This window comes from Actinomycetota bacterium, assembly GCA_005888325.1.
Classification (GTDB): domain Bacteria; phylum Actinomycetota; class Acidimicrobiia; order Acidimicrobiales; family AC-14; genus AC-14.
On sequence record VAWU01000062.1, the window covers coordinates 149,230 to 165,168 of the forward strand.

Annotated in this window: 12 protein-coding genes and 2 pseudogenes (1 of these 14 only partly in view); 6 read left to right on the forward strand and 8 right to left on the reverse strand. The window is 70.5% G+C overall.

The window, feature by feature from the left end; translation table 11 throughout:
• Positions 1-351, reverse strand: a 351-nt coding sequence (locus tag E6G06_18325) for an LLM class flavin-dependent oxidoreductase (GenBank protein ID TML87569.1), incomplete at its 3' end; no start/stop codon positions are given.
• 54 nt (positions 352-405) lie between these two features.
• On the opposite strand from E6G06_18325, the gene E6G06_18330 reads away from it, so the two are divergent.
• From E6G06_18330 to E6G06_18340, 3 genes are all read left to right on the forward strand, one after another.
• Positions 406-1,218: an SDR family oxidoreductase gene (locus tag E6G06_18330; GenBank protein ID TML87500.1), complete on the forward strand. Its 813-nt coding sequence runs from the start codon at positions 406-408 to the stop codon at positions 1,216-1,218.
• Positions 987-2,012 carry an SDR family oxidoreductase gene (locus tag E6G06_18335; GenBank protein TML87501.1) on the forward strand — a complete coding sequence of 342 codons (1,026 nt, stop codon included), beginning with the start codon at positions 987-989 and terminating at the stop codon, positions 2,010-2,012. Before E6G06_18330 ends, E6G06_18335 begins: the two co-directional genes overlap by 232 nt.
• Before the next feature lie 198 nt (positions 2,013-2,210).
• On the forward strand, positions 2,211-4,085 hold the full coding sequence (locus E6G06_18340) for a hypothetical protein (GenBank protein TML87502.1): 1,875 nt from the start codon (positions 2,211-2,213) through the stop codon (positions 4,083-4,085).
• A 7-nt stretch (positions 4,086-4,092) separates the two neighbouring features.
• Here E6G06_18340 and E6G06_18345 read toward each other — a convergent pair whose 3' ends face one another.
• From E6G06_18345 to E6G06_18355, 3 genes are read right to left on the reverse strand one after another with little or no spacing between them, the layout of a single operon-like run.
• Positions 4,093-4,749 carry a class I SAM-dependent methyltransferase gene (locus E6G06_18345; GenBank protein TML87503.1) on the reverse strand — a complete coding sequence of 219 codons (657 nt, stop codon included), beginning with the start codon at positions 4,747-4,749 and terminating at the stop codon, positions 4,093-4,095.
• Position 4,750: 1 nt separating this feature from the next.
• The gene (locus E6G06_18350) at positions 4,751-5,935 is read right to left on the reverse strand and encodes a glycosyltransferase family 2 protein (protein ID TML87504.1); all 1,185 of its coding nucleotides are present in this window, start codon (positions 5,933-5,935) and stop codon (positions 4,751-4,753) included.
• On the reverse strand, positions 5,710-7,299 hold the full coding sequence (locus E6G06_18355) for a phospholipid carrier-dependent glycosyltransferase (protein ID TML87505.1): 1,590 nt from the start codon (positions 7,297-7,299) through the stop codon (positions 5,710-5,712). The genes E6G06_18350 and E6G06_18355 overlap by 226 nt, the downstream gene beginning before the upstream one ends.
• A gap of 113 nt (positions 7,300-7,412) precedes the next feature.
• Between E6G06_18355 and E6G06_18360 the strand changes: the two are divergent.
• The 3 genes and pseudogenes from E6G06_18360 (at position 7,413) to E6G06_18370 (ending at position 11,190) form a co-directional block, all read left to right on the forward strand.
• A pseudogene (locus E6G06_18360) lies at positions 7,413-8,202 on the forward strand (carnitinyl-CoA dehydratase).
• A gap of 4 nt (positions 8,203-8,206) precedes the next feature.
• A complete protein-coding gene (locus E6G06_18365; protein TML87506.1) occupies positions 8,207-9,676 on the forward strand; it encodes an acetyl-CoA synthetase in 1,470 nt (489 codons plus the stop codon).
• A gap of 14 nt (positions 9,677-9,690) precedes the next feature.
• A complete protein-coding gene (locus tag E6G06_18370) occupies positions 9,691-11,190 on the forward strand; it encodes an aldehyde dehydrogenase family protein (GenBank protein TML87507.1) in 1,500 nt (499 codons plus the stop codon).
• Between the two features lie 129 nt (positions 11,191-11,319).
• On the opposite strand, the gene E6G06_18375 is transcribed toward E6G06_18370, so the two are convergent.
• The 4 genes and pseudogenes from E6G06_18375 to E6G06_18390 all read right to left on the reverse strand — a co-directional run.
• Positions 11,320-13,740 carry an ABC transporter permease gene (locus E6G06_18375; GenBank protein TML87508.1) on the reverse strand — a complete coding sequence of 807 codons (2,421 nt, stop codon included), beginning with the start codon at positions 13,738-13,740 and terminating at the stop codon, positions 11,320-11,322.
• 97 nt (positions 13,741-13,837) lie between these two features.
• The gene (locus tag E6G06_18380) at positions 13,838-15,004 is read right to left on the reverse strand and encodes an acyl-CoA dehydrogenase (GenBank protein ID TML87509.1); all 1,167 of its coding nucleotides are present in this window, start codon (positions 15,002-15,004) and stop codon (positions 13,838-13,840) included.
• A complete protein-coding gene (locus tag E6G06_18385; GenBank protein TML87510.1) occupies positions 15,004-15,792 on the reverse strand; it encodes an SDR family NAD(P)-dependent oxidoreductase in 789 nt (262 codons plus the stop codon). Before E6G06_18385 ends, E6G06_18380 begins: the two co-directional genes overlap by 1 nt.
• Positions 15,789-15,939 (reverse strand): annotated as a pseudogene (locus E6G06_18390) (hypothetical protein); it runs 600 nt beyond the window's last position. Before E6G06_18390 ends, E6G06_18385 begins: the two are co-directional and overlap by 4 nt.

Sequence of the window (15,939 nt, forward strand, 5' to 3'; positions counted from 1 at the left end):
ACCGAGCTGAGCGGCGCGCATCGGCGGCGGGGCGACGCCGATCCCGAACGTGAGGAGCTCGTCCTCGAGCGAGCCCCAACCGAGGCCCAGCTCGAGCCGCCCGCCGCTCACGACGTCGACGGTCGCGGCCATCTTGGCGAGCAGCGCCGGGTGCCGGAACGGGTTGGCGGTGACCAGGTGACCGAGCCGGACGGTGGACGTGCGCGCGGCCAAGGCCGCGGCGAGCGTCCAGCCCTCGAGCGTGTCGTGCTCGGGCGCCGCCGGTGCCGCGAGGTGGTCCATGAGCCAGACCGAGTGGTAGCCCAGCTCCTCGGCCGACCTCGCCTTGGCCTCGATCGTGGCGAACGACATGCGGAGCTGGGGGAGGAAGACCCCGAACACGCGGGGACTCTATCCTGAGCCTCCGTGAAGCTGAGGCCTGCGTCAGAGTTGCGCCGCTTCGACGGTGAGGTCGCGGTTGTGACGGGCGCCTCGTCGGGCATCGGACGTCGTCTCGCGCTCGATCTCGCGGGCCGCGGCGCGGTGGTGGTCGGCATGGCGCGGCGCAAGGCGGTGCTCGACGAGGTGGTGCAGTTGCTCTGCGCCGTGTCGCCCGCGAGCACGACCGTCGCATGCGACATTGGCGACGCTGACGCGTTCCGGTCCGCCCTCGCCGCGGTAGAGGCCGAGCATCGGCGCATCGACATCCTCGTCAACTGCGCGGGCGCGTCGGAGCCGGCCTCGGCGTTCGACGACGGCATCGACACCTTCCGTCGGTTGATGGACGTCAACTTCTTCGGGCCGGTCGCCGGCACCCTCGCGGTCGTGCCCGGCATGGTGCGACGCGGTTCGGGCATCGTCGTGAACGTGTCGTCCGACAGCGTGCGCGCCCCGGTGGCAGGTATCCCCGCCTATGCCGCCTCGAAGGGCGCGCTGTCCGCCTTCACCGAGAGCATCGCCCACGAGGTGGCCGATCGCGGGGTGCACGTCCACGTGCTCTACCCGGGTTGGGTGCCCACCCCCTTGGGCCTGGCCGGCCTCGAACGGGGCATGAAGCCACCGCCTCGAGCGGCCCGTCGCACCGAGGAGCAGGTGGCAGGCCTCGTGCTGGACCGCATGGGCCGAACGGGCATCGAGATCAACGCGGCGCCCGTGGCGGTGCTCAGCGCGGTGGGGCGGGCCTTCTTCCCGAAGGCCTACCGGCGCGCGCTCGCAGGGCAGGGTGTCCCGCCGGAGTGAACGAGCCCACGGTCGAGAGGCACGACGTCAAGCGGCAGGGCGTCGAGGGACGGGTCGTCATCGTCACCGGCGCGGGGCAGGGGATCGGCAGGGGCATCGCGCTCCACCTCGGCAAGCGCGGGGCCAGCATCGTGGTCGCGGAATGGAAAGAGCACCGGGCGGAGCGCACGGTCGCGGAGCTGACCGAGCTGGGCGTACCCGCACTCGCGGTTGCCTGCGACATCATGCAGCGCGAGCAGATCGAGGCGATGGTCGCGCAGACGCTCGAGCGCTTCGGTCGGGTCGACGCCCTCGTCAACAACGCGCAGACGTTCCGGCCCCAGGCGCCGATGGCCACCGTCAGCGAGGACGACGTCGACATCTTCTACACGTCCGGCGTCAAGGGGTCGCTGTGGGCCATGCAGGCCGTCCATCCGCTCATGCAGGCGGCGGGGTGGGGACGCATCGTCAACTTCGCGTCGGCGGCCGGCATCACCGGCATGCGCGGCTACGGGGCCTACAACGCATCGAAGGAAGCCATTCGCGCGCTGACGCGCACGGCCGCGCGCGAGTGGGGCCGTGACGGCATCGTCGTGAACTGCATCGCCCCCGGTGCCGCGTCGAAACGGGGCCAGGAATCGGCCGCGCGCGACACGGAGGCGTACGCGCAGTTCATCCGCGAGCACCCGATCGGGCGGCAGGGCGATCCGGAGGACGACATCGGACCCGTGGCGCTCTTCCTCTGTTCCGACGCGTGCCGCTACCTCACTGGCCAGACCCTCATGGTCGACGGCGGGGCTTTCCTCTTCGCCTAGTCAGGAGACGCGCGCCGCATCGAAGCCACGGCTCTCACGAACGATCACGCGATCGACCCCGCGTCCCCCCGCGCGGGAAACGACCGCGCGTCACACCCGGTTTTCCGGCTCCGGGACCTCGACCCGCGCGCCAGGTGGGTCGCTCTCGCCTTCGCGCTCGCCCTCGCGCTGGCACCGATCCTCGCGTTCGCGTGGGTCGTGCCCGAGTGGGCACCTGCCGCGGATCCCGCGCTCATGGGCCTCCGCGCGCTCGACGTCGGCACGTCGCACACGCCGCTGACCGGCCAGCCGTCGTCATCGAAGCTCTACGTTGACGCCACACGCAACGTCGACCATCTCGGCCCGCTCCATTTCTACCTGTTGGCGGCCCCGGTCCGGTTGCTCGGCGGCGACGTCGGCATGCCCCTCGTGTCGATCCTCATCGTCGGCAGTTGCGTCCTCGTCGCCGCGTGGGCGGTCTTCCGCCAGCTCGGTCCCGTCGCCGGCGTGCTGGCGGCCGTGGTGCTCGCGACGATCACGTTCACAACCGGCGCGTCCTCGCGCGTCGACCCGGTCAGCTCCAGCATGGCCGGTTACCCGCTCCTGTGCTCCGCGGTGCTCCTGTGGTGCGTCGTCTGCGGTGACGTGCGGCTGTTGCCGCTCACGGTCGCGGTCGTGTCGTTCACCGCGCAACAGCACCTGTCGGTGGTCCCGACCGTTCTCGTCCTGACCGCCGGAGCGGCGGTCGGCACCGCCCTGTACCTCCGTCGCGGCCGGCGCTGGCGTCGGCGGGAGGTGCGCCACCAATGGGCGAGATGGGGCCTTCGTGCGGGGCTGGTCGGCCTCGTGCTGTGGGCCCCCGTGCTGCTCCAGCAGGTGTTCACCAACGATGGCAACCTGACTCGGCTCGTCGGGTTCGCCGGGAGCGATCGCGCGACGTTGGGTGGCGCGTCCGCGCTCCGTCAGGTCGTCCACACCCTCGGACTGCCACCGCTCCTGGGCCACACCCGTGTGAGCGGCCGGTCGCTCACCGTCAGCGCCTCGCCGAGCACGTGGCCGTCCGCGGCGGCGGTCCTCGCGGTGGTCGCGTGGCTGGGCGCCCGGTGGTGGCGTTCACGCCCGCGTCAGGCAGCGCTCGCCGCCGCGGTGGGCGTGGCGGTGCTCGCCGGGTTGGTCACCGGCTCCTCGGTGCCGGTCGGCTTGGAGGAGAGCCGCCTCGTCCTCTACCACTGGTCGTTCGTGCTCGCCCTCTTCACCTGGCTCGTGTTGGGGTTGGGAGCGCTCGAGCTGGCGCGGCGCACCAGCCTCGGCCATGGTCGCGCGGCCGTCCCCGCGCTGGTCGCGCTCGCGCTCGTGGCGATCGTGGTGCCGGCAGGCTTGAACCCGATCCTCGACCGCCCCTCGAGCAAGCTCACCGCGGCGCATGGGTTCATCGAGAGTCGCTTCGTCGATCGCCTCACCGACGCGGTGCTCGCGCACCGCAACGAGCTCGGTGCCCAGACGATCCTCTTCGGTCGCGACGAGCCGGAATATTTCACCTACCACGAGGCTCTCGCCTTCGCGCTCGCCGAACGCGGCCTCGACGTCCGGCACACGCTGAGCACCCGGCACTTCGTCAACGACGGCCGTCTCGTCGACCGCGACACCGTCGACAGCGGGATCGTGCTCGCGGCGTCCAGCGGGCTCCCCGCCGCCAAGTTGCCCGGGCGCCTGGTGGCCGATGTCAACGTGCAGCCCCGGTTCGACGTGACCGCGTACCGCAAGCTGCTCGCGCAGGCGCGGTCCGGCGGCCCCGTCCGGGTGGGTCATGCCGCGGAGCGAGCGATGAATGAGGTACGCGACCGCCACCTTCAACTCGTGCTCGCCTTCGGGCTCGGCAAGCTCTCGAACGACCCGGCCCGCACGCTGATCCGGCCGGTGCTGGAGTTCCTCCGCGATCACCCGATCGAGTCACCGCGGCTCGACCCGCGGCTGATCGAGCGCACGCTCGACACCGCTCCCGACGACTGGACGCCTCGCACGACCCTGCGGATCCGCCTCTTCCTGGTCGATCGCGCCCAGTTGCTGCGGATGGCGCTCCCCGGTGAGCTGTGAGGCTGCCTCAGTAGGCGCGCCTCGGCCCGCGCGCCTCGGCGACGAGCCATGGGAAGGCCGGGACGACTTGCACGTGGTGGAAGTGTGGCTCGAGCGCGGCGCGCAGTCTCGGCGAGGTGAACCAGCGCAGGTGCTCGGGGTCGTTGCCACCGCGCCGCACGTTCTTGCCCCGACCGAGGTTGCCCAGACGGAACCATGGCTCCCACGGGACCGACACCACGCAGCGCCCGCCGGCCGGCGATGTGACGCGCGCCAGCTCGGCCACCGCCGGCTCGATCGTCGGGAGGTGCTCGAGCACCTCGACGCACAGGACGAGCCCGGCCACCCCGTCGGGGAACGGCACCATGCCGGCGTCTCCGACGGTCACGTCGACCCCACGAAGCGCGGCGGCCACACGGGCCTTGTCGAACCGGTACTCGACACCCGCGATGCGTGCGGGCGTCACGCCTGCACCGGCCAGCACCCGCGCGAGGCAGAGACCCTCGCCGACGCCGATGTCGAGCACGGTTCCCGTGACCGGACCGATCACGGTACGCAGGCGGCCCGTCCACCGGTCGAGCAGGCGCCGCACCACGGGATTGGTGGAGCCGTACTTGGCCGCGTCCTGGCCGGCTGCGTCGCGCGGCACGCCCGGGGCCAGACCGATCGGCCGGCGCGATCCCATGTCAGGGCTGCTCGATCTCGATACCGGCCCCGACGTCGCTGCGTCGTCGTAGGTGCACGCTGAGCTCCGCGAGCAACCCGACCATCAGCATCTGGATGGCCACGACGACGAGCAGGACGCCGGTCAGAAGCGCGGGGCGGGTTCCGATCTGGTGGCCTTGGATGCGCTCGACGAGCATCCAACCCAGCAGCCCCGACCCGACCAGGCCGGTGAGCATGCCGATCCCACCGAAGAGATGGAAGGGACGGCCGGTGTAGGTGGTCAGGAACTTCACCGTGATGAGGTCGAGGAACCCCCGCCAGAAGCGGGCCCGCCCGAACTTCGACTCACCGTGTCGCCGGGCGTGATGGTCGACGTCGACCTCGCCGACCCGGAAGCCGCGCCAGTGCGCCAGCACCGGGATGTACCGGTGCAGCTCGCCGTAGAGCTCGAGCCCCTCGGCCAGCTCGCGTCGCATCACCTTCAGGCCGCTGTTGAAGTCGCGGGCCGACACCCCGGTCACCAGGCTCGTCGCCCGGTTGTACAGCCGGGAGGTGGTGCGTTTGATCACCCGGTCGTGGCGGACGCTTCGCCGGCCGGTCACGAGGTCGAGCTCGTCACCGCCGTCGAGGGCGGCGATGAGCTTCGGGATCTCGCGCGGGTCGTCCTGGCCGTCCGCGTCCATCAGCACGATGTACTCGCCTCGGGCGCGTGCCAGCCCGGCGTCGAGAGCAGCCGACTTGCCTGCGTTGCGACGGAAGCGGATGCTGACGAGGCCCGCGCCCGCGCGCTCACGCATGAGCTCGCGCGTACCGTCGGTGCTGCCGTCGTCGACGACGATGATCTCGTGGGTCAGGCCCGTCTGCTCGAGCACCGCGCGGGTCTCAGGCAGCAACTCTGCGAGGTTCTCCCGCTCGTTGTATGCGGGGAGCAGGACCGACACCTGAACTCCCACGCGGCCCCCGCCGTCCGTCGGATCGCTCACGGAGCGCTCGTCATGGTGAGCAACGCGAGCGAGTCGGGAAGATTCTGTGGAGCGACGAGCTGCGCCTTGGTGAGATGCTGCGTTCGAACCGCTCGGTAGCGGTCGAGGGTGAACTGCGGGAGCCGGTACCGAGTCTCGAGCCGGAAGTCGCCCGCGATCGACGCCGGGAGCGGAGCACCGAGGAAGATCATCGCGCAGGCGCGGCCCACGAGCAGGTTGCACGGCTTCGCGGTGGGCTTGACCGAGAGCACGTCGATCTCGTCGACTCGAACGCGCTGATCGCCGGCGAGCACGCGGACGTCCGAGGCGTAGTAGAGCAACGGGCTCGCGATCGTGCCGGAGGTGCTCAAGAGCAGCGTGCGGTTGGGCCCGCCGGTGTCGAACACGCGGACGACCTCACGCCAATCGGGCTTTTGCAGCTGGGGATCCCGGGCGACCCCGACGACCGCAGCGAGTGACACTGCAAACAGGATCGCGGCCGCACCACCACCCACCCAGCGCGTGCCGCACACGGTGAGGCCGATCGAGACTGCCACGACGAGCGGTACAAGAGACGCGACGAGATACCGGCTCAGGACGACGTCGACCCCCACCAGGACGGCTCCGAGGGGCAGCAGCACCGCAACACCACCGACGGCGGCCGCGACCACAGCGGCCGACCGTTCGTTGCGGTCCGCCCGGGTGATCAGCAGCAGCACCGAGATGAGGACGACGATCGCGGCGGCGATCCACAGTCGGCCGCTCAGCGGGTTCGGGCCGACCAGTGAGGACCGGCCCGCTTCACGCAGCCGGTAGTCGAGGCCGAAACCAGAGATCCACTGGCGGTTCGCGGCGTGCCCGTACTGCGCGACCGCCATCGGTACGAGAGCCGCGAGCACCACCGCACCGGGCAGGCAGCTCAAGAGAACCTGCCGGCGTTCTCGCGGTCGCGACAGCAGGAGGCCAATGGCCTCCGCCGCCACGATGAAGACCGCGAAGTAATGGATGGCGATCGTGCACGCGCAGATCAGCGCCCACGAGACGAAGTCGCGGCGCCGGCCGCGGTTTTGGACGCGGGCGAACGCCAGGAACGACAGCGCACCAATGAACGCGACGAGGCTGTAGGGCCGCGCCTCCTGTGAGTACCACACGAGCATTGGACTGACGGCCACGAGGGACGCGGCGACGCGCGCGCCGGCGCGGCGCTGCCCCAGCTCCCGCGCGATGGCATAGGCGACCGGGACCGTCGCGGTGCCGATCAGCGCGGAGACCGCCCGGAGGGCGGTCTCACCATCGCCGAACACGCGCACCCATCCCCACATGCCGAGGAAGTAGGTCGGCGCGATCCCCTCACGGCTCCCCACGTGGTGCAGGAGATCGCGCAACGTTCCCGCGACGGCTCTTGTGGTGAGCCACTCGTCGTACCAGAGACTCTGCGCCCCCAGGCGCCAGAACCGCAGGGCGCCACCCGCCGCGATCGCGAGCAGGAGGACGCCGTCGAGATCCCGCACCAGCCCTCGCAACCGAGACCGGGCCCGGCGCGACGAGCCGTGAGACCCGCTTGCAACGCGCGCGTCGGACGTCCGATCCGTGGCCGCGCGTGACATGAGGGCAGGGATATTAGTGACGAATGTCGGCGGGATCGTCGAGCTGCCGTCGCCGTGGGATGAGCACGATGGCTCGGGCCCGGTTCGCGCGTTCCCTGACTACCATGTCAGGGATGCCGATCCACTACGAGAAGGACGACGGGCACATCGTCCTCATCACGATCGACCGTCCGCCGCGCAACGCGCTGGACATGTACCACTTCCGCGACCTGGCCGGGGCGTGGCGGCGGTTCAAGGACGACCCCGACGCCTGGGTCGCGATCGTCACCGGCGTCGGCGAGTCGTTCTGCGTGGGCGCCGACCTCAAGACGTACATACCGCAGGTCACCGACCTGCAGCGCAAGATCGCGACCGGCGAGATCACCGAGATCGACGGTTGCAAGCTCTCCGACGGCACCTATGCGGTGCTGCGCAACGTCAAGATCTACAAGCCCATCATCGGGGCCATCAACGGCTTCTGCGTGGCCGGGGGCATGGAGATGTTGGGTGGCATCGACATCCGCATCGCGTCGCCCGACGCCAGCTTCGCGGTGATGGAGCCGAAGCGGGGCCTCTTCGCGGGCGGCGGCACGACCGTGCGCCTTCCCCGTCAGATCCCCTTCCCCGCAGCGATGGAGTTCCTGCTCACCGCCGACCGCATCGACGCCCAGCGGGCATGGGAGATGGGTCTGGTCAACCAGATCGTGCCGCCGGAGGACCTGCTCGACGCGGCGTACACCATGGCCCGCGCCGCTCGCGGTGCAGGCCACCAAGGAGAGCGTGCTGCGTTGCCTCGCGCTCCCGCTCGACGACGCCTACAAGCTCGAGCAGGAGATCAGCAGCATGGTGTTCCAGAGCGAGGACGCCAAGGAGGGCCCCAAGGCGTTCGCCGAGAAGCGCACGCCGAACTGGCAGGGGCGATGAGGTCGTGAGCGGGCCGCCGTGCATCATCGGCGTCGGGCAACGCACACAGCGCGACGGGAGCTCACCGGAGCCGCTGGAGCTGTGGGCCGAGGTCTGCGACGCGGCCGCGCGCGACACGGGTGTGGGCGACGTGGGGCGGGTGCTCGCGGCCGCCGACAGCCTCCAGGTCGTCTTCTGCCAGAGCTGGCAGTACGACGACCCGCCCCGACGGCTGGCGGATCGCCTCGGCATCGACCCCCGCCACCTTCTCTACTCGGGCATCGGTGGCACGACGCCTCAGGTGCTCGTGCAGGACGCGGCGGCGGCGGTGTTGCGCGGGGAGTGCGACGTGGCGGTGATCACCGGAGCCGAGGCGCTCGAGACCCGGCGGCGGCTGAAGAAGCTCGGCCAACGACCCGAGTGGAGCTTCCGCGACCCTGAGAGAAAGCCGTTCCCCTTCGAGGCGCCCTTCCACCCTGCCGAGGTCGCGCACGAGGTCTTCCAGGCCTGGCTCACGTTCGCGGTGTGGGACGTCGCCCGGCGCGCGCACCTCGGGGTCGCGCCCGACGAGTACCGCCGCGGGCTGGGCGAGCTGATGGCACCGATGACCGAGATCGCGGCGCGCAACGAGCACGCGTGGTTCCGTCAGCGGCGCTCGCCCGCGGAGCTCATCGCCGCCACGCCCGAGAACCGCATGGTGGGCTACCCGTACACGAAGTACATGGTGTCGATCATGGACGTCGACATGGCCGCCGCGGTGATCGTGGCGTCGGAATCGGCGGCCGACGCGCTCGGGGTGCCGCGCGAGCGACGCGTCTACCTGCGGGGTTGGTGCTACGCCACCGACCCTGTCTACGTGGCCGAGCACGACGAGATGTGGCGCTCGCCCGCGATGGGGGCCGCCTCTGCGGAGGCGCTGCGGTGCGCCGGCGCCGGCATCGACGACGTGGCCCACCTCGACCTCTACAGCTGCTTCGCCAGCTCCGTGAACTTCGCGCGCGACGCGCTGGGCATGGGCGATGACGACGGTCGGGCGATCACGGTCACGGGGGGCCTGCCCTTCGCGGGTGGGGCGGGCAGCGACTACATGATGCACAGCATCGCCACCATGACCGACGTCCTCCGTGAGGACCAGGGGGCGATCGGGCTGGTGAGCGGCGTCGGCATGCACATGACGAAGCACGTGTTCGGGGTGTACTCGACGACACCGGGGGAGGTTTCGCCCCCGACCCCCCCGCGGACCGCAGTTGCCCGTCCGATCCGCGACACCTACGCGGGCCCCGCGACGGTTGCCGCATACACGGTGGCGCACGGGCGCGGGGGCGACGCGGAGTGGGGGCTCGCAGTGTGCGACCTCCCCGGCGGGTCGGGTGAACGCGCCTACGCGCGAATCAGCGACCCGGCGCTGATCGCGGAGGCGGAGGCGACCGAGCTGGTGGGAGCGAACGTCGACCTGGTTGCCGGCGACGGCAACGTCAACCTGTTGAAGCGCTAGCGAAGGAGCGGACGATGGCGATCTCGGTGTTGCCGAAGCGGGACGAGCTCGGCGTGAAGCGCGGCCAGCTCTACATCGACGGCACGTGGTGCGATGCGTCGGACGGCGGCACGTGGACCCACGTGAACCCTGCGGCCAACGAGGAGATCGCCACGTTCGCGATCGGCACCGCGGCCGACATCGACCGGGCGGTCGCGGCCGCCCGACGCGCGTTCGACGAGGGGCCTTGGCCGCGCATGAAGGCGCGCGAGCGCAAGGCGCTCATGCAGAAGCTGGTCGGTCTCGTCTACGAACACAAGGACGAGCTGGGTGAGCTGCAGGTGCTCGACAACGCCATCCCCGTGGCGTTCAACACCATGTACCAGGTCGGGCCGCAGATCGCGGCCGACATCTTCGACCACCACGCGGGCTGGATCGACAAGATCATGGGCGACACGATCCCTCCGTACACGGGGAATGAGCTGATGACCCTCACCTTCCGCGAGCCGGTCGGGGTGGTCGCGGCGATCATCCCGTGGAACGCGCCGCTGTTCCTGTTCGCCCAGAAGGTGGCGCCCGCGCTGGCCACCGGCTGCACCGTGGTCGTGAAGCCGTCGGAGTACGCCGCACTCGCGATCCTGCGCCTCACCGAGGTCTTCGAGGAGGTGGGCCTGCCTCCCGGTGTGCTCAACGTGGTTCCCGGCCCCGGCCAGACCACCGGCGAGGCGCTGGTCACCCATCCCGGGATCGACAAGATCAGCTTCACCGGGAGCCGGGCCGTGGGCCAGCACATCCTCTCGGTGAGCGGCGACGGGCTCAAGCGGGTGTCGCTCGAGCTGGGGGGCAAGAGCGCCAGCGTCAACTTCGCCGACGCGCCCGACGTGGGCCTGGCGGCGATGACCGCGATGGGCATGGTGTCGATGGGCATGTCCGGCCAGGGATGCGTGATCCAGAGCCGGGCGCTGGTGCAGAAGGAGGTCTACGACGACTTCATCAACGCCGCCGCCGCGCTCGTGCCGATGGTGAGGTACGGCGACCCGTTCTCGTACGAGACCACGTCGGGCCCGATCATCAACCCCCGCCAGCTCGAGCGGGTCATGGGTTACATCGAGAGCGGCCGCGTGTCCGGCGCCAGGTTGGTCGTCGGCGGCGACCGCCCGGCCGGCGACCTGGCCGCGGGCAACTACGTGAACCCGACGCTGTTCGCCGACGTCGACAACCAGTGGGCGATCGCGCGTGAGGAGATCTTCGGGCCGGTGCTCTCGGTCATGCCGTTCACCGACGAGGACGAGGCCGTCCGCATCGCGAACGACTCGCCCTATGGCCTCGGCGGAGGTGTTTACACGTCCGACATCAAGAAGGCGTTCCGGGTCGCCCGCGCCCTGCGCGCCGGGACCATCGGCATCAACGAGTTCGCCGTGGCCCCCAACGCCCCCTTCGGCGGCTTCAAGACCTCGGGCCTCGGCCGCGAGGGCGGCTGGCCCGCCATCGAAGCGTTCACCGAGCTCAAGACGGTCTTCGTCGGCCTCTCCTGATTCCGGCCCCATCGTCTTCGTGTCGCGCTCAACCACCGTGACGGTGGTTGAGCGCGACGAGAAACGCCCCGAGGAGAGCCCGGTCGTCGGGGCGGCGGACGCATCACGTGCGCTCGGTGGCCCCGCCCATCACTCGTTCCTGAGCAGGAGCGCAGCGCGTGTTCGTGCCGCAGAGCGGCCCGGCAAGACGGCGATGAGGTTCGCCAGCAGCAGCGCGGACGGCCCTGCGATCAGGATTGCGAGCAGCGGCACGACGGGGTCCGGAAGAACGCCCAGCTGGTCGGCGAAGAGCCCCCAGGACCGTCGGCCCACCGCGATCCCCAGGGGGAGACCGATGACGAACGCGAGCACCGTGAGGGTTGTTGCCTGCCACGCGATCGCGCCGCGGATCTGTCCACGGACGAACCCGAGCGTCTTCAGGATGGCCAGGTCGCGGCGGCGTCTCCTGATGCCCGTGATCAGCGTGTGAGCCAGCGTTCCGATCGCCAAGACGGCCAGCAGGCCTGCAAGCAGGACGGGGACGTCGGAGATGCGAGAGAGGCTGCTCACGTCGCCGGGACGTTCGGCCGGCACGATGAACCCGGTGGGAACGTCCCTTCGCATCGCGGCGAGTCCGGCATCCTCTGAGACGCCGGGGGCGAACCGCACGAGGAAAGGAGCCCCGCCGATCTGTTGCCGGGCCCCTGGATCGATTCGGAACCATCCTGCGGTCGAGAGTGCGACGCCCTCGCCCGGCCTGGAGACCCCGAACGGTGACGGAGGGATGATGGCCCGCCCGACGATCGTCATGCGGACCGATCGAGGGCTTCCTTCCGAGTCTTCCGACACGACCTGGACCCTGTCGCCGATCGACGTGTGGGTCGCTCGCATGGTGGCGATGCCGAGCGCGACCTCATCGGCCGCGGACGGACGCCGGCCCTCGGCGATCACCTGGCCGGCCGGGCCGGGCCGATCGATGACGACGCCGAACACCGAAGCGCTCCCCACCTTCACGTTGATGTAGCCACCTCGCCCGAAGCCGGCGACGTGTCTGTCCGTCCGCAGCGCGGACTCCGCCGGGTCGGCGGCCGTGGGATCGTCGACCGCCACGAAGGCATCCCAGGTGAAGCCCGACAAGCTGGGGGTCTCCAGCACGTGGTTGAGGCTGGTGGCGAACACGAGCGAGGCGGTCAGCGCAACGATCGAGAGGGCTGCTCCGAAGATGGCCGAGCGGATTGGGACCGCGGTGCGCCCCCGACCGGGCTCGAGTGCCATCCGTAGGCCCGCGCCCATCACGGGCGAGGAGGAGGTTCGCCCCAGGGCTCCGGCGAGCATCGAGCGGTGCCCGCGGTGTGACTCGTGGTTCGACGAGCCGGCGGACGAGCGCGCCGCGGTCAGTGCGGGAAGCGCCGACGCCGCCACCGTCAGCAGAGAGACCAGGGCCGCCCCTGTCATGAGGACCAGACCGTCGATCCAGACGCCGGGATGGGGCTCCGCGAGCCTTGCCAGCCCTACCGGGGTGAGCGGGGAGAGCAGGATGGCCACGAGAACAGATGCGACCGCGGCAACGAGTCCGATGACGGTGGCCCGCGAGATGCCGAGCCCGAACAGCTGACGGCGGGACATCCCGATCGCTCGAAGGGTCGGAAGCTCGACAGAATCGAGGTAGGTCTGCCGGGCAAGTGCTTGGCTCAGGATGGCCAGGGCCACCAAGCCGATGAGCGCGGCCATGGCCCAGAGAGCCTGGGACTCGAACCGCATCGACTTTTGGATTCCCACCGTCTGTACCTTCTCGATGATGGGGACGTCGACTGCGCCGAGTCCGGCCTTGGTCATCTCCCGAGAGAACGTGTCGAGGTCGGCCGAGCCGCGGCGGAGGCGGATGATCAGTGACGAGTCCGGGGGGTTCGGCGTGACGTGGTTCGCGTGCGCGAACGCGGGCGTCACGTAGATCACGCTGAAGAAGGAGGAGATTCCAACCGCCGGGAAGTTGCCCGGGCTCGCCACGATCCCGACGACCCTCACGCTGGAGAGCTTCGGATGCGGCGCGAACCCCCCGTTCGGCCCGAAGGGATTTCCAACCACCAGCCGGATGACAGATCCGATCTCGAGCCGGTATCGCTCCGCCACGCCGAAGTCGACGACCGCCTCGTCCGGAGCCTTCAGGTCGAAGAGCCGACCGGACAGGACCTTGAAGCGGTTGATCTGTATCCCCCCCCGTCCGTGGAGATCGGCCACCGCCGCCAGTTGTGGCACGGTGAGCTCGTTCCCGTCCGGGAGGATGCCCGCGTCTGCCACGACGTCCGCCCTCGCCCACTCCTTGACGACGGGGAAGCGCTCGATCGTGGCGAGCGCCTTGTCGGGATCGATGTTGTCCGGAAACCCGCCGGTCAGCAGGTCGAAGCCCTTCTGCGCCGTCACGAACCTGGGGTACGCGCTCGCGGTTCGCCTCGCGCCCGCGCCGGCCGCCGTGGCGCCGCCGCCGGCCAGCCCGAGGAGCAGGGCCAGGCCGAGCCACGCTCGCCACCGGGACCGGAGCTCGGAGCGAAGACGAACGAGGACCGCGTTCATGTCACGTCAGTCTGCCGCTCGGCCAGCCACCGGTTTTCGGTGCGCTCAACCACCGCTACGGTGGTTGAGCGCGACAAGAATGCCGGCTCCGTCCTCGTCAGGAGCGGGGGAGGCCCAGGACGCGCTGGGCGATGATGTTCTTGTTGACCTGGGTGGTGCCACCCGCGATCGACAGCGCCCGCACGTAGACGCGGTCGCGGCCCCATGCGCCGGTGTTGGCGGCGGGACCGAGCACCTCGCCGGCCGCTTCGGCGATGCGGTTCTCGACGTCGCTCCACGCCAGCTTGGCGAGCGACGACTCGGGACCGAGCGGCCGGCCGTGGAGCTCGCCCGAGATGGCGCGATCGGAGAGCAGCTTGAGGTACTCGGCTTCGAGGTACACGCGCGCGAGCGCCTGGCGCACAGCCGGCACGTCGGCCGCGGTGCGACCGCCCGTGTCGACGTTGGTCGTGCGGGCCAGCTCGAGCAGGCGCTGGACCTTCTTGCGAACGCGCAGGTGGAGTGCGGCCACACCGCCACGCTCGTACGCGAGGGTCGTCATCGCCACCTTCCAGCCCTCGTTCAGCGGTCCCAACAGCGCGTCACGCGGCACGCGCACGTCGTCGAAGAAGATCTCGTTGAACTCCCGCTCGCCGGTGATCGTCACGAGCGGGCGGACTTCCACGCCGGGCAGCGTCATGTCGACGAGCAGGCACGAGATGCCGGCGTGCTTGGGGACCTCGGGGTCGGTGCGCACCAGCAGCTCGCACCAGTTCGCCAGGTGGCCCAGCGTGTTCCACACCTTCTGGCCGTTGATGACGAAGGTGTCGCCGTCGAGCACCGCGCGCGTGCGCAGCGATGCGAGGTCGGACCCCGCGTTGGGCTCGGAGAAGCCCTGGCACCAGATGTCGTCGCCGCGCAGCATGCGTGGGAGAAAGCCACGCTTCTGCTCGGCGGTGCCCCACTGCATGATGGCGGGGGCGATGTTGCTGATGCCGAGCGGGTTGAGGGTGCCCGGGGCGTCGGCCTTGCTCATCTCCTCCGCGAACACCACCTGTTCCATCACGCCGGCGCCCCGGCCGCCGTACTCCTCCGGCCAGGCGATGGCGGCGTAGCCGGCCTCGGCCAGGCTGCGGTTCCACGCGCGCATGCGCTCGAGCTCGTCGGAGTCGAGCTCCGTCGACGCCCAGTCGAGGCCGACCAGCCCCTCGGGAAGGTTGGCCGCGAGCCAGGCGCGGAACTCCTCTCGGAACGCGGCGGCCTCGGGGGGGTACGAGAAGTCCATCAGCCGTTGCCCCGTGCCGCGAGCAGCTCCAGCGACGACTGGACGGTGCCCGTGATGCCGGACGCGTCCTGCGCCGCGAGGTGCACCGCGGCGAGGCCCATCGCCTCGGGCTCCTCGACCATGTCGGGCGGCACCTCGATGCCCGCGCCGCCGCTCGCCCACCCCTCGGTCAGCACCACCTTGGTCGGGGCCAGGCAGTTCACCGCGATGTTGTGGTCCTTGAGCTCATTGGCCAGCCCCGCGTAGTAGCGCTCGACGCCGGCCTTCGACACCCAGTAGGCGTTGGAACCGAGGTCGGTCATGGCCACCCCACTGGTGGTGATGGCGATCAACGAGCCCGCGGGCTGCTTCATGACGTGCGGCAGCACCGCCTTGGTGACGAGGAACACGCCGGTCAGGTTCACCCGAAGGCAGAGCTCCCAACGCTTGAGCGGCGTGTCGAGGGTGGGCCGCAGCCACATGACCCCGGCGTTCGCGACCAGCACATCGATCGCGCCGAGCTCGCGCACGGTCGCCTCCACCGCCGCCTCGACCGATTCCTCGCTGGTGACGTCGCACACGACGGGTACCGCGGTGCCACCGCGCTCGGCGATGAGCGCGGCCACCGAGTGGATCGTGCCGGGCAGCTTCCCCTCCACCTCGCTGCGGGCCGCGACCGCGACTGCCGCGCCCTCGTCGGCTAACGCGACCGCGATGTTGCGGCCGATGCCACGGCTCGCCCCGGTCACGAGGGCGACTCTGCCGTCGAGGAGGCGGCCGTCGAGGAGGCGGCCGTCGTGCCGGGTCAACGGGCCTTGAGCTCGCCCATGGTGTGCACCTGGCCGAGGGTGTCGTCCATGTAGCCGGGGCCGTCGGCGGTGGGGATGAACCAGCCGGTCGGGCACATGGTGAGCACCTCGACGAACGAGAAGCCGCCGCCCCTCAGCTGGGTCTCG

Bases quoted from the DNA above. Each gene is read 5' to 3' on its own strand.
- E6G06_18355 (TML87505.1), bottom strand. From the start codon at position 7,299: ATGTCACGCGCGGCCACGGATCGGACGTCCGACGCGCGCGTTGCAAGC.
- E6G06_18380 (TML87509.1), bottom strand. From the start codon at position 15,004: ATGGACTTCTCGTACCCCCCCGAGGCCGCCGCGTTCCGAGAGGAGTTC.
- E6G06_18375 (TML87508.1), bottom strand. From the start codon at position 13,740: ATGAACGCGGTCCTCGTTCGTCTTCGCTCCGAGCTCCGGTCCCGGTGG.
- E6G06_18370 (TML87507.1), top strand. From the start codon at position 9,691: ATGGCGATCTCGGTGTTGCCGAAGCGGGACGAGCTCGGCGTGAAGCGC.
- E6G06_18345 (TML87503.1), bottom strand. From the start codon at position 4,749: ATGGGATCGCGCCGGCCGATCGGTCTGGCCCCGGGCGTGCCGCGCGAC.